The 13,357-nt window shown below is 58.3% G+C and carries 9 protein-coding genes, 5 tRNA genes and 1 other RNA gene; all 15 read left to right on the top strand.

What is annotated here, in order from left to right:
- Positions 1–9 precede the first annotated feature (9 nt).
- The 15 genes from gyrB to dnaX all read left to right on the top strand — a co-directional run bounded on the left by gyrB (position 10) and on the right by dnaX (position 13,341).
- Positions 10–2,613: a DNA topoisomerase (ATP-hydrolyzing) subunit B gene (gyrB, locus tag ACTRW9_RS04445; RefSeq protein WP_442428438.1), complete on the top strand. Its 2,604-nt coding sequence runs from the start codon at positions 10–12 to the stop codon at positions 2,611–2,613.
- Between the two features lie 49 nt (positions 2,614–2,662).
- Positions 2,663–5,080, top strand: a complete 2,418-nt coding sequence (gene gyrA, locus ACTRW9_RS04440) for a DNA gyrase subunit A (protein ID WP_442428437.1) — start codon at positions 2,663–2,665, stop codon at positions 5,078–5,080.
- Between the two features lie 36 nt (positions 5,081–5,116).
- Complete coding sequence (locus ACTRW9_RS04435) at positions 5,117–5,965, top strand: outer membrane protein assembly factor BamD (RefSeq protein WP_442426920.1); 849 nt, start codon at positions 5,117–5,119, stop codon at positions 5,963–5,965.
- Between the two features lie 8 nt (positions 5,966–5,973).
- A complete protein-coding gene (serS, locus tag ACTRW9_RS04430; protein ID WP_442428436.1) occupies positions 5,974–7,254 on the top strand; it encodes a serine--tRNA ligase in 1,281 nt (426 codons plus the stop codon).
- Positions 7,255–7,378: 124 nt separating this feature from the next.
- Positions 7,379–7,464, top strand: a tRNA-Ser gene (locus ACTRW9_RS04425).
- 95 nt (positions 7,465–7,559) lie between these two features.
- Positions 7,560–7,652 (top strand) — tRNA-Ser (locus tag ACTRW9_RS04420).
- Between the two features lie 77 nt (positions 7,653–7,729).
- A complete protein-coding gene (locus tag ACTRW9_RS04415; protein WP_442428435.1) occupies positions 7,730–8,731 on the top strand; it encodes a zinc-dependent alcohol dehydrogenase family protein in 1,002 nt (333 codons plus the stop codon).
- Positions 8,732–8,996: 265 nt separating this feature from the next.
- A complete protein-coding gene (locus ACTRW9_RS04410; protein WP_442426916.1) occupies positions 8,997–9,581 on the top strand; it encodes a DUF2155 domain-containing protein in 585 nt (194 codons plus the stop codon).
- A gap of 59 nt (positions 9,582–9,640) precedes the next feature.
- Positions 9,641–9,714, top strand: a tRNA-Arg gene (locus ACTRW9_RS04405).
- Positions 9,715–9,729: 15 nt separating this feature from the next.
- Positions 9,730–9,815, top strand: a tRNA-Ser gene (locus ACTRW9_RS04400).
- A gap of 103 nt (positions 9,816–9,918) precedes the next feature.
- A tRNA-Ser gene (locus ACTRW9_RS04395) sits at positions 9,919–10,004 on the top strand.
- A gap of 161 nt (positions 10,005–10,165) precedes the next feature.
- Positions 10,166–10,951, top strand: coding sequence for a rhombotarget lipoprotein (gene rhlP / locus ACTRW9_RS04390; protein WP_442428434.1), 786 nt, complete (start codon positions 10,166–10,168; stop codon positions 10,949–10,951).
- Positions 10,952–11,043: 92 nt separating this feature from the next.
- The gene (locus ACTRW9_RS04385; RefSeq protein ID WP_442428433.1) at positions 11,044–11,421 is read left to right on the top strand and encodes a rhomboid family intramembrane serine protease; all 378 of its coding nucleotides are present in this window, start codon (positions 11,044–11,046) and stop codon (positions 11,419–11,421) included.
- A 54-nt stretch (positions 11,422–11,475) separates the two neighbouring features.
- Positions 11,476–11,573: signal recognition particle sRNA small type (gene ffs / locus ACTRW9_RS04380), an RNA gene on the top strand.
- A 52-nt stretch (positions 11,574–11,625) separates the two neighbouring features.
- Positions 11,626–13,341: a DNA polymerase III subunit gamma/tau gene (gene dnaX, locus ACTRW9_RS04375; protein WP_442428432.1), complete on the top strand. Its 1,716-nt coding sequence runs from the start codon at positions 11,626–11,628 to the stop codon at positions 13,339–13,341.
- The last annotated feature ends 16 nt before the right edge of the window (positions 13,342–13,357 follow it).

The raw sequence follows: 13,357 nt of genomic DNA, 5'->3' as shown, positions 1-13,357 counted from the left end.
CTGGAACTGATGGAAACACCGCAAAAGGCTGTTTACGACTCGTCCAATATCAAGGTCCTGGAAGGTCTGGAAGCTGTCCGCAAGCGACCCGCCATGTACATTGGGGGTACAGGTCAGGACGGGCTCCACCACCTGATTTACGAGCTGGTGGACAACAGCGTGGATGAGGCCATCGCCGGATACTGCACCGAGGTTGAAGTCCAGTTGCACGTCGACAGCAGTGTGACCGTATCGGACAACGGCCGCGGCATCCCCGTGGACCACCACAAGGGCAAGAACATGTCCGCCGCCGAAGTGGTGATGACCACCCTGCATGCCGGCGGCAAGTTCGACAAGGACACGTACAAGGTGTCGGCGGGCCTGCACGGCGTCGGTGTCTCGGTCGTCAACGCACTGGCGGAGACGCTGGAACTGGAGATCAAGCGCGACAACAGGATCTACCAGCAGAAATACGAGCGCGGCAAACCGGTCACGTCCCTGGAAGAAGTGGGGCAAACCACCACCACCGGCACCAAGATCGACTTCCGGCCGGATCCCGAAATCTTTCCCGACACCAATTTCAGTTTCGACATCCTGTCAAACCGCCTGCGGGAGTTGTCGTATTTGAACAAGGGCCTGCGCATCAAGATTCACGATGAGCGGGACGGGCGCAGCCACGATTTCTTTTTCGAGGGCGGCATCCAGTCGTTCATCGATCACCTGAATAAAAACAAAAAGACCCTGCATCCCAAACCGATCTACATCGAGCGCGAACGCGACAACATGTTCCTGGAGTTGTCGATGCAGTACAACGACAGTTATGCCGAAGAAATTTTCACCTTCGTCAACAACGTCAACACCAGGGACGGCGGAACGCACCTGAGCGGGTTCCGCTCCGCCCTCACCCGCACCATCAACAGTTACGCCACGCAGAACAACCTGCTTAAAACCGCCGGCGTCAGCCTGACGGGCGAGGATGTGCGCGAAGGACTGGTGGCGGTGATCAGCGTCAAGATCCCGGATCCGCAGTTCGAGGGCCAGACCAAGGGCCGCCTGGGCAACAGTGACGTCAAGGGTCAGGTGGAGCAGATCGTCAACGAAAAGCTGGGTCAGATCTTCGAGGAAGAGCCCGCGGTGGCGCGGTCCATCGTCGGAAAGGCCATCAGCGCCGCTCAGGCACGCGAGGCGGCCAAGAAAGCCAAAGACCTGGTTCGGCGTAAGAGTGCGCTGGAAATCAGTTCCCTGCCCGGAAAACTCGCCGATTGCGCGGAAAAAGATCCGGCCGAGTCCGAACTGTATATCGTTGAGGGTGATTCCGCCGGCGGTTCCGCCAAACAGGGCCGCAACCGCAAATTCCAGGCCATCCTGCCGCTCAAGGGAAAAATTCTGAACGTTGAAAAAGCGCGCTACGACAAAATGATCAGCAGCGACGAAATCCGCGCCCTCATCACGGCGCTCGGCACGGGCATCGGCAAGGACGATTTCAACGTCGACAAGATCCGTTACCACAAGATCATCATCATGACCGACGCCGACGTGGACGGTTCGCACATCCGCACGCTCCTGCTCACCTTTTTCTTCCGGCAGATGCAGGAGGTGATCGAACGCGGATACCTGTATATCGCCCAGCCGCCCCTGTTCAAGATCAAACGCGGCAAGTCGGAAACGTACATCAAGGACGAAAAAATCCTGTCGCAGTACCTGGTCGAGCAGGGCAGCGAGAACCAGGAACTCCACATCGCCGACAACGGCAACGCCTACGCCGGACCCGAACTGGTCAAGATCGTCAACCAGCTGATCCAGTACCGCGATTGCACGGACATGATTTCCAAAAACAACATTCCGGCGGAGGTTCTGGACGCGCTGGTGAGCCAGACCATGGATGAGAACACCTTCCGCACGCTGGGCACCATGCTGAAAACCATCGAGGACATCATGGATCAGTTGATCGATGCCGATTGCCGGGAACGGTTCGAACTCGGAGGGGGTCTCAAAAACGTGCCCGTTGTCCTCAAAAACGGCGAGACGCTGGGCGAGGATGAAGCGGCGGAGTTCGGCAAATTCGGCATCGAGTTCGACGATCCGGAGGGCAACACCTACCGCTCGAAAACCGAGCACGGCCAGAAATGGATCCAGGTGACGACGTCGATCAAGGATTTTTACATCACCATCGACTACGATCCGGAAAAGAATTTTTACCAGTTCCTGTTTTCCGGACGTCGCTGGGGCCGGGAGTTCGGTGTCCAGTTCAACGCGGAGTTTGTGAAATCCCCGCTCATCAAGAAACTGTATTCGTATTACGAGCCGATCCGGGGGCTCGACCGCCCTCCGTTCACCCTGAATTACAAGAACGAGTCGCGCCAGCTTCCCAATAAGAACGAACTTCTGGACGCCATCATGGAATCCGGCAAGGGCGGCATGTACATCCAGCGTTATAAAGGCCTGGGCGAGATGAACCCGGACCAGTTGTGGGAAACCACCATGAACCCGGAGTCGCGGGTGCTGCTGCAGGTGCGCGCCGAGGACATCGTCGAACTGGAGGAACTGTTCTCGACGTTGATGGGCGACGCCGTGGAGCCGCGCCGGGAATTCATACACAAACACGCCATGGATGCCAAAAACCTGGATATCTGAGCCGGCCACCGCGCAGAACACACAACGACCTTAACCAAAGACACGACCCATGGGCCAGACCGTAGAGCTGATCAATATCGAAGACGAGATGCGGAGCGCGTATCTCGATTACGCGATGAGCGTCATCATCGGCCGCGCGCTTCCGGACATCCGCGACGGACTGAAACCGGTGCACCGGCGTTCCCTGTACGCCATGCACGACCAGGGCAACGTGTTCAACCGGCCCTACCGCAAGTCGGCGCGCATCGTCGGCGATGTCATCGGTAAATACCATCCCCACGGCGAGATGGCGGTGTACGACACCATCGTGCGCATGGCGCAGCCGTTTGCGCTGCGCTACCCGCTGGTGGACGGACAGGGCAACTTCGGGTCGGTGGACGGAGACTCCGCGGCTGCGATGCGCTACACGGAAATCCGCATGCGCGAGATCACGCAGGAGCTGCTCAACGATCTCGAAAAAGACACCGTTCAGTTCATTGCCAACTACGACGAATCGACGACGGAACCCACGGTGCTTCCGGCGGCGTTTCCGCATCTTCTGGTCAACGGTTCGTCGGGCATTGCCGTCGGCATGGCGACCAACATTCCGCCGCACAACCTGACGGAAATCGTCAACGCGGCCATCCACCTCATCGAAAACCCGGGGTGCAGTATCGACGACCTCATCAAAATCGTGCCCGGGCCGGATTTCCCGACGGCGGGGCTGATTTACGGCACCGCCGGCATCCGCGCGGCTTACCATACCGGACGCGGGCAGATCAAGGTGCGCGGCCGGGTGGAGATCGAGGAAAGCCCGAAAGGCGACCGCGAATGGATCATCATCCGCGAGCTGCCGTTCCAGGTGAACAAGGCGCGCCTCGTGGAAAAGATCGCGCAACTGGTGCGCGACAAGAAACTCGAAGGCATCAGCGACCTGCGCGACGAATCCGACCGCGAGGGCATCCGTGTGGTGATTGAACTCAAAAAGGGCGCCAACAGCCAGGTCATCCTGAACACCCTGTACAAGAACACGCAGCTGCAGGAAACCTTCGGCATCAACCTGCTGGCGCTGGTGGGACGCGAACCGCGTCTCCTGGACCTCAAGGACGCGCTCGAGCAGTTCGTGCTGTTCCGCCGCGAGGTCATCACCCGCCGCACGGAATACGATCTCAAAAAAGCACGCGAGCGCGAACATATCCTGGAAGGCCTCAAAATCGCCCTCGACCACCTCGATGAAGTGGTGCAGTTGATCCGCCAGGCCGCCGATCCCGCCAGCGCGCGTGACGGGTTGATGACGCAGTTCGGTCTGTCGGAAGCGCAGGCCAAGGCCATCCTCGAGATGCGCCTGCAACGCCTCACCGGCCTCGAACGGCAGAAGATCGTGGACGACCTGGAAGCGGTGCGCAAGGAAATCGCCGAATACGAAAACATCCTCGCCCACGAGGACGTGAAGCTCGACATCATCAAGAAAGAACTGGTCCGCATCCGAGACAAGTACGGCGACGAGCGCCGCACCGAGATCGTGGTGACGGACGAGGCGGACATCGACATCGAGGACCTCATCGCCGACGAGGACGTCGTGGTCACCTACTCCCGCGGCGGCTACATCAAGCGCCAGTTGATCGACAACTACCGCGCGCAGAAACGCGGCGGCAAGGGCATCAAGGGCATGGCGGTCAACGAGGAAGACGTGGTGCACCAGGTGTTCGTGGCGTCGAACCTCGACTACCTGCTGGTGTTCACCAACCTTGGCCGCGTGCACTGGCTCAAGGTGTATCACATTCCGGAAGCGAGCCGCATCGCCAAGGGGAAGTCCATCGCCAACCTCATACAGTTGCAACCGGACGAGAAAATTGCCAGCATCCTCACCGTGGACACGTTCGAAGCCGACAAGTTCATCACCTGCGTCACCGAGAGCGGCATCGTGAAGAAGACGTCGATGGAAGCCTACAGCCGGCCCCGCCAGGGCGGCATCATCGGCCTCACGCTGGACGAGGGCGACCGCGTCATCACCGCGCTCATCAGCGACGGCAAACAGCACATCCTGATGGCCACCCGCTCCGGCATGGCCATCCGCTTTGACGAGCAGGACGTGCGCCCCATCGGCCGCACCGGACGCGGCGTGACGGGCATCCGTTTCAAGGACGGCGACCGGGTGGTGGGCGCGGAAATCGTGGAACCGGGCAAACACCTGCTGGCGGTGGCGGAAAACGGGCTGGGCAAGCGCACGCCGATCGACGACTACCCCGTGCAGGGCCGCGGCGGCCGCGGCGTCATCACCCTCCGCTGCAACGAAAAAACCGGCCACCTCGTCGGCGTCGAGCAGGTGCAGGACGACGACGAACTGCTGGTGGTCACCTCGCGCGGCAACATCGTCCGCATGGAAGTCAGTGAAATTTCCGTCATGGGCCGCAACACGCAGGGCGTGCGCCTGGTCCGCATGGAAGAAGGCACGCAGATCGTCGGATTTGAAAAACTCGAAGACTGATCCCTGCCCGGTCACCAAACCCCATTAAGGCGGATCGTGTTGGATTCTCGAATCGCATTCCAGTTCCAGTTTCTGATTTGGATTGTGGCGCTCGTGTTCATCGGCGCCTGCCAGCCGGATTCCGAACCGCGCCGGTTGCTGGAAAAGGCGCACGACCGGTGGATCGACGGCCACAGCCACAGCGCCGTCGAACTGTTCCGCGCCGTCATCGAAATCTCGCCGAAAGGCCCCATCGCGCAGGAAGCCCTGTTTCGCCTGGGTGAAATCCATTACTTCGACCTCGACGACTACGAAAAGGCCCTCGGTTTTTTCCAGGACGTGGCAAAACGCAACCCCAAGGGACCCTTCGCCTACGATTCGCGCAAGTACATCGCCGAAATCGTGGAGCTCAACATCAAGGACCTCGACCAGGCGATCATCGAGTACCAGAACCTGATCAACCTCAACGAGCGTCCGGATGAAAACGCCGAGCATCAGTTCCGCATTGCGTCGATCTTTTTTAAAAAACACAACTACGACCAGGCGTTGATGGAACTCGAGATCCTGCTCGAGAATTACCCGAAATCCGACTGGGCGGAACGTGCGTATTTCCGTATGATGGAAATCCTGTTCTCGCTCAAGAAATGTGAAGAAGCGCGCGCCCGTTACACCGCGTTTCAAAATGCGTATCCACGCAGCGATTTCGAAGGCGACATGGAATTCATCATGGCCTCGTGCCTGGAGGAAGAGGGTCAACTGGACCAGGCGTACGAACGGTTTCAGGGACTGGATGGCAACTACCGTTACCCGGCGCTCATCAAAATGAAACTGGAAGGGCTGGAACAGCGCATCAAAAAGGGTGGCCGCTCGAAGCGGAAAATCCACCGAAGCCGCAGAAAAGATTAGGAACGCTCATGCTCGATATCAAACTCATCCGCGAAGACACCGCAGGCCTGCGCGCCCGGCTGGCCCAGCGCGGAAACGCGTTTGCCGACGGACTCGACCGCCTCGCCGGGCTCGATGCCGAACGGCGCGACGCGCAACGCGAGGCCGACACGCTCAAAAACAAAAAGAAAACCCTGTCGAACGAGGTGGGCCAGCTGAAGAAAAAAGGCGAGGACGCCAGCGTGCTCATGGACGAGGTGAAACAGATCAATGTGCGCATCAAGGAACTCGACGATGCGGCGGAAGACCTGGAACGGCAGGTGAGGGACACGCTGCTGGCCATCCCCAACGCGCCCAGCGACACCACCCCGGAGGGCAGGGACGAGACACAGAATGAATTCGTGCGCGAGTGGGGCACGAAGCCGCAGTTCGATTTCAAACCGAAAACCCACCTGGAGGTGGGCGAGGCGCTGGGCCTACTCGATGTCAAACGCGCCGCCAAAATTTCCGGCGCGCGTTTCGCCGTGTTCCGCGGTCAGGGCGCGCAGCTCCTGCGTGCGCTCATCAACTTCATGCTCGACGTGCAGACGCGCGAGAACGGCTACACGGAGTTGTACCCGCCGGTGCTGGTCAACGAGGAAAGCCTGGAAGGCACCGGGCAGTTGCCCAAATTCAAGGAAGACCTGTTCCGGCTGGAAGACGATTATTACCTGATCCCGACCGCCGAGGTGCCGGTCACCAACTACCACCGCGACGAGATCCTGAAAGAGGACGACCTGCCGGTCAAGTACACCGCCTACACCCTGTGTTTCCGGCGTGAGGCGGGATCGTACGGCAAGGACACGCACGGCATCATCCGCCAGCACCAGTTCGACAAGGTGGAGCTGGTGCAGTTCGCGCACCCGGACCGCTCGTGGGACGAGCTGGAAAAACTACTCTCGCACGCGGAATCGATCCTGCAAAAACTCGGCCTGCACTACCGCGTGATGAACCTGTGCACCGGCGACCTCGGCTTCTCCGCGGCGAAGACGTACGATCTGGAAGTGTGGTTGCCGACCCAGGACACGTTCCGCGAAATTTCGTCGTGCAGTAATTTCACCGACTACCAGGCCCGGCGGGCGAAGATCCGTTTCAAAAGCAGGGATGGCGGCAACCAGCTGGTGCACACGCTGAACGGCTCCGGCGTGGCGGCGGGACGCCTGTTCGTCGCCATCCTCGAAAACTACCAGCAGGCCGACGGCACCGTGGTCGTGCCGGAGGCGCTCCGTCCCTACATGCACGGTCTGGAAGTGATTGGCAAACCCGGCTGAATCTGGTACGGTTTCGCAGTTTGCGGAGCCGGGCGCGGGCCGGACGGGCCCCAAAGCCATGACTTCTTGCAGTTTGGGCCGGACTTGGGTACATTGAGGTCACCGAGGGCGATACCGAATGAATGGAGGGATGGCCGAGTGGTTTAAGGCGGCGGTCTTGAAAACCGTTGACCGAAAGGTCCGTGGGTTCGAATCCTACTCCCTCCGCCAGATACAGCGGGCGGGCGGCCCGTTTTAAAAAAGAAAGAAGTGGAACCCCGGCCGGAGCGGTGCCGGGACGTCTCGAAAAAAGAAAACGAATACAAGGAGAGGTGGCCGAGCTGGCTGAAGGCGCACGCCTGCTAAGTGTGTGTAGGGCTTAAACCTTACCGAGGGTTCGAATCCCTCCCTCTCCGCCAGTCATTCCGAAAAAGAGGGTTGAGCCCATCGACAGGCTTCAACCCTCTTCTGGTTTTTAGAACAGGAGTTGTGACTCATGAAAGCCTACCTGGTGCATGAATACGGCGAGTCCGCCAAGTTTGTCGAGGGCGAAGCCGCCAAACCCGCCGTCCAGCCCGGCCATGTGCTGATCGAAACCCGGGCCACCAGCCTCAACCCGGTCGACCACAAAATCCTGACCGCCGACCTGGGTATCAATCCGGACCTGCCCGCCATCCTGCATATGGATGTCGCGGGCGTCGTCGCCGAAGTCGGTGCCGGGGTCAGCGATTTTCAAGTGGGCGACGAAGTGTACGGGTGCGCCGGAGGGCTGAAGGGTCAGGCCGGAAACCTGAACGGGGCACTCGCCGATTTCATGCTGGCGGACGCCAACCTGATCGCCAAAAAACCCACCACCCTGGGCTTTGCGGAATCCGCCGCCCTGCCCCTGGTCAGCATCACCGCGTGGGAAGGCCTGTTCGACCGCGCCAAAATCGCGCAGGACGACACCCTGCTGGTGCACGCGGGAGTGGGCGGGGTCGGGCACATTGCCATTCAACTGGCCAAAACACGCGGACTGCGCGTGGCCACCACCGTCTCCACCCAGGACAAGGCCGACCTCGCCAAAAGCCTCGGCGCAGACGATATCATTTTCTACCGCGATGAAAGCGTGGCGGATTACGTGAAGCGCCTGACCGGCGGCAAGGGGTTCGATGTGATCTACGACACGGTCGGGGGAGCCACCCTCGACAAATCTTTGGAGGCCGCCGCGCCGTGGGGCCGCGTGGTGTCGATCATCGGCCAGAACACGCACGACCTGACGAACATGCACGTCAAGGGATTGTCCCTGCACCTGGTCTTCATGCTGTTGCCAATGATCACGGGCGAGAAGCGCGCCGACCACGGTCACATCCTGAGCGTGGTGGCCCGGCTGGCCGATTCGGGAAAACTGAAACCCCTCCTCCACGAGAAACGGTTTCGCTATGCCGAGGCGAACGAAGCGCACGCCCTGTTCGCCAGCAACAAGCACACCGGAAAAATCGTGCTGGAGAATTCATAGCAAGTGCAGATCAGCAATCCCTGTCTTACCCGGCCCGCACATCGACGGAGAAAACGCCACGCCCCAATTCACTTCGGCGGGCGACCATTCCTTTTTATTCAACCACTTGAGATTTGTGGACGGGGGCTCCCGGTTTCTGGTAAAGTGGCTCTACCAAATCGTTTTATTGAATAAGAAATTCCGTTGCCACCGGGTTCCAGCCGGGGCGGGAAGGTTATTTGTGAAAACTTCAATGAAATCATTGTTTCGGACCGCGGTCCTTGCTATGGTAATCGCTTTTCTCGGCGCGGCCTGCTCCATGGGCGACTCCGACGGCAAGGACACCGCAGGCGCGGTGGACGTCGCGGCGCTCAACGAAAAACCGCAGGACGTGGAAGGCTCGTTCTCGCGTGAGGCCCCGCCTCTGACCGACCAGCAGATGGCCGAGGGCTCTGCCACCGAAGTGGAGGGACACCCGGACCTCGAGCAGGCGGAAAAGGTGAACCGCAAGCTGGTGGTGCCGAAAACAGTTGAAGGAAAATGGAAAGCGGTTAAAATACTGGTCCGCGACAAGACCGACGACGAGAAAAGTGAAACGAAAACGGTGACCCTCGGGGACAGTTTCCCCCTGGGCACGAGCGGCATCACGGTCACGACGGGCGCGTTTCTGCCCAACTTCGTACTGACCGGATCCGAGATCACGTCGAAGGGCAACGAGTTGCAGAACCCGGCGGTCCGGCTGGTCATCACCGACAGCGGCAACCTGATTTTCGACGGATGGGCGTTTGCCATGTACCCGGCGATGTACGCGTTCGAGCATCCGCGCTACAGTTTGCAGTTGATGGATTTCATTCCGGAATCCGTAGGTTGACCGCGCCAGGCATGGCGGCGGAAGCCAATTAACACGACATTCGAATTTTAAAAGATCATGCGCCCATAGCTCAGCTGGATAGAGCGACGGTTTGCGGAACCGTAGGTCGGAGGTTCGAGTCCTCTTGGGCGTACTTATTTTTTCCTTGGGAGAGGTGGCCGAGTGGTCGAAGGCGGTTGACTCGAAATCAGCTGTACCCTCCGGGTACCGTGGGTTCGAATCCCACCCTCTCCGTTCCTATACAGGGAACGGGTAACGGGGTAATGCCCGGTGGGCGCATCGATGGTCCCCCAGCCCAATCTTAATGACAACCCGTTTCCTCTAAATTCCGAAACAAGGAGAGGTGGCCGAGCGGTTGAAGGCGCACGCTTGGAAAGCGTGTGTAGGTGACCCCTACCGAGGGTTCGAATCCCTCCCTCTCCGCTCTCCTCTACGAAGAGAAAACCGGTTGACCCTCTAGTGGGGGTGGCAATAGGTTGAGAGTGAACGCAAGTTCACAGTTTGAAATTACATGTGAAAGTATATCTAAAGCGCAATCTCGAGCCGGTATTACAAACCCATTAATCTGGCGGGAGGGTAAGGATATGCTCAAACATAAAATAGTTTTTTTTACCCTGATTGTATTTCAGCTTGCGCTGGTTGGATGTGCCACTTCAAGTCATCAAAAAACCAGTGTTGTTCAGTATTTATATCCGAACGAAGATTCTAAAATAGAGTCTCCCTCCATTCCAACTCTGTCGTTGCCCTTGCGGGTGGGTATCTCTTTTGTTCCTGGCAGTTCAATTGAGGTCCGTCGATCAGTCCATGCCCAGCAATCAGGTCTCATCGGAAACTACGGACCGGAAAGCTTTACTGAAAAAGACAAGATGATGCTCATGAAAGAAGTCGCGGCGCATTTCAAGCAATACGATTTTGTCAAATCCATTGAATTGATTCCATCTGCCTATTTAAAACCAAATGGAAGTTTCACCAATCTCGATCAGATCAAAACCATGTACGGTATCGATGTCATAGTCCTGTTGTCCTATGATCAAACACAATTTTCGGATGAAGATTTCAATTCTATTTATTACTGGACGGTCATTGGTATGTATGCGGTTAAGGGCGAGAAAAATGATACCCACACCATGCTGGATGCAGTCGTATATGACATCAAAAGCCGTAAGATGCTTTTCCGGGCGCCGGGTTTAAGCCATATAAAAAGTAAAGCGACCCCGGTTAATCTTTCAGAGCAAAGTCGCTTGGACAGGATGGAAGGATTTAATGAGGCTTCCAAAGACTTGATCGTCAATTTGAATGAGCAGTTGAATCTTTTTAAGGAGAAGATCAAAGAATCGCCGGAATCTTTTAAAGTGATACGCAACCCCTGATATACAGGCATGGGGAGTTTGGATATTTACTTCGTGCTTCTCAGTTTGATGATCGCATTGGGTTTGTATGTAAATCGGAATAAAACGATGCCATGACTAAAATCCCAGCATGGACCTGTGGAATTACTGTGGCGAGCCTGGCGGTTTACTTTACGCCTTCTTTGGAAAGCCTGTTTATTTATGACCGCAATGCTGTTTTTTCGGGTGAGCTATGGCGAATAGTCTCCTGCTATCTGGTACACTATTCGCCTTCACACCTATTTTATAATAGTATTGTTTTTCTTATTGTTGGAGTTTTGATAGAACAGAGAGACCATTCTTTTTTGGGTGCTCTATGTCTGGTAGTGGACGCAAGTCGATGGGCACCCCCCTTTACCATGGGGACTGAAAGCCCGATGAGAGGTGAGAAACGACGGGATTTAAAAGCCTTTTTGAATTCAGGCCGTTGCTCCCGGGTTCTGCCGGATTAAGGTTGGAATCGGGTGCCGTTTTGGCATAAGATGGTCGAAAGAATTTGGCAGTTTTGTTGGGCCTCACGCAACGAGGTCTTGTAAACCCCGCCAGGTCCGGAAGGAAGCAACGGTAGCAAGTTTCCTTGGGTGCTGTGAGTTCCCCAACAATTCTGCCTTGAATTTTCCCCAGCGTCCGCTGGTCCCCTCCGCAGGTCGTCACGCATGGATTACCAGGTCTCGGCGCGCAAATGGCGTCCGCAGAAATTTTCGGAGCTGATCGGGCAGGAGCATATTGTCCGCACCCTGAAAAACGCCATCGAGCTGGACCGCATCGCGCACGCCTACCTGTTTTCCGGCACGCGCGGCGTCGGCAAAACCACCACCGCGCGCCTGCTGGCGAAAGCGCTCAATTGCGAGCAGGGTCCCACGCCCGAACCCTGCGACACCTGCACCCATTGCATCGAAATCCGCGAAGGCAACAGCCTCGACGTGCTGGAGATCGACGGCGCGTCGAACAACGGCGTCGCCGAAGTGCGCGACCTCATCGAGAACGTGCAGTACAGCACGTCGTCGTGCCGCTTCAAGGTGTACATCATCGACGAAGTGCACATGCTGAGCCGCAGCGCCTTCAACGCGCTTTTGAAAACGCTGGAGGAACCGCCGCCGCAGGTGGTGTTCCTGTTCGCGACGACGGAACTCATCAAGATTCCGGAAACCATCCTGTCGCGGTGCCAGTGTTTCGAGTTCAAGCCGCTCAACCATGCGCAGATCTGCGCCCAGCTCGAACTCATCTGCAAAAAAGACAACATCGCCATCGACCAGAAAAGCTTGGAAGAAATCGCCACCAACGGCGCCGGGAGCATGCGCGACGCACAGAGCCTGCTCGACCAGGTGATCGCCTTCGCCGGGCGCGAGGTGGACCACGCGTCGGTGGAGTCGGTGTTGGGCATCGTCGGCCAGGGCATCCTCGAACAGTTCATGGACCGCGTCATCGCAGGCGATGCCGCGGCGCTGCTGGGTCTGGTGCAGGAAGTCGCCGACCGCGGCAAGGACCTGAGCCTGTTCTGCCGCGACCTCATCGAATACGTGCGCAACCTGATGTTCGTCAAGGTTTCGGCCAAACCCGAAACGCTGGTCAGCACCCGCACCTGCGACATCGAAACGCTGAAGAAACAGGCGGGCCCCCTGGAGACGGACCAACTGCAGCAAATGTTCACCGTGCTGTCGCGTGCGGAGATGGACATGAAACGGGGTTCCCTGCCGCGCCTGATTTTCGAGATGGCGGTGTTGCGTCTCACCGACGTCCGTCCGTACCAGGAGATCGACCAGTTGATCCAGAAGATCAACGCCGCAGGTGGCGCCGCACCCGTTCCGTCCTCGGCCGGAGCCGCGGTGGTGACGCCGCAGGCTGCGCCTGTTGCGACCCAACCGGCCTCCGTTTCCGTGCCGGTGCCGTCCAGTGAGCCTGCGCCCTCCGCCCCGCCCGTGGCCAGGGCACCCAGCGCCCCGGCAGGATCGCAGTGGGAGCAGATTCGCGCGCTGGCCAGCGAGAAGAAACGGTCGCTCGGCACCTTCCTCGACAACTGCACGGTGGTGGCACTCGGTGAAGACGGTTTGCACCTCCGCTTTCCGGATCCGTACACCCGCGACCTGGTGGGCAAAGAGGAAAACCTGGAAGTGATCCGCGACGCGGCGCAGGCGGTGTGCGGGCGCGCAGGCATCCCGATCCAGCTCGACATCGCCAACGGCAACGACGGCAACGGCGCGGACGCAAGCGACGCACCCGCAGCACCGGTCGCGGCAGCGGCACCCAGCGCGGCACCCGAGGGCACGGCTCAAAAAAAAACGGCAAAACGTTACGATAAAAAAGGCAGTCCGTCGGAAGAGGAAATCCTGAAAGACGCCCTCGATATTTTCGGCGGCATCGTCATTCGTTAAACGCAAAAGGAACTCA

It is taken from the genome of Nitrospina sp. 32_T5 (assembly GCF_052156635.1).
In the GTDB taxonomy this organism is placed as follows: Bacteria; Nitrospinota; Nitrospinia; order Nitrospinales; family Nitrospinaceae; genus Nitrospina.
This window is presented reverse-complemented; position numbering and strand designations above follow the sequence as displayed.

What these genes read in the sequence shown, in the direction of transcription:
- gyrB (WP_442428438.1), top strand. Translation starts at nt 10, where the DNA reads ATGGAAACACCGCAAAAGGCTGTTTACGACTCGTCCAATATCAAGGTC.
- gyrA (WP_442428437.1), top strand. Translation starts at nt 2,663, where the DNA reads ATGGGCCAGACCGTAGAGCTGATCAATATCGAAGACGAGATGCGGAGC.
- serS (WP_442428436.1), top strand. Translation starts at nt 5,974, where the DNA reads ATGCTCGATATCAAACTCATCCGCGAAGACACCGCAGGCCTGCGCGCC.
- ACTRW9_RS04415 (WP_442428435.1), top strand. Translation starts at nt 7,730, where the DNA reads ATGAAAGCCTACCTGGTGCATGAATACGGCGAGTCCGCCAAGTTTGTC.
- ACTRW9_RS04410 (WP_442426916.1), top strand. Translation starts at nt 8,997, where the DNA reads ATGGTAATCGCTTTTCTCGGCGCGGCCTGCTCCATGGGCGACTCCGAC.
- rhlP (WP_442428434.1), top strand. Translation starts at nt 10,166, where the DNA reads ATGCTCAAACATAAAATAGTTTTTTTTACCCTGATTGTATTTCAGCTT.
- ACTRW9_RS04385 (WP_442428433.1), top strand. Translation starts at nt 11,044, where the DNA reads ATGACTAAAATCCCAGCATGGACCTGTGGAATTACTGTGGCGAGCCTG.
- dnaX (WP_442428432.1), top strand. Translation starts at nt 11,626, where the DNA reads ATGGATTACCAGGTCTCGGCGCGCAAATGGCGTCCGCAGAAATTTTCG.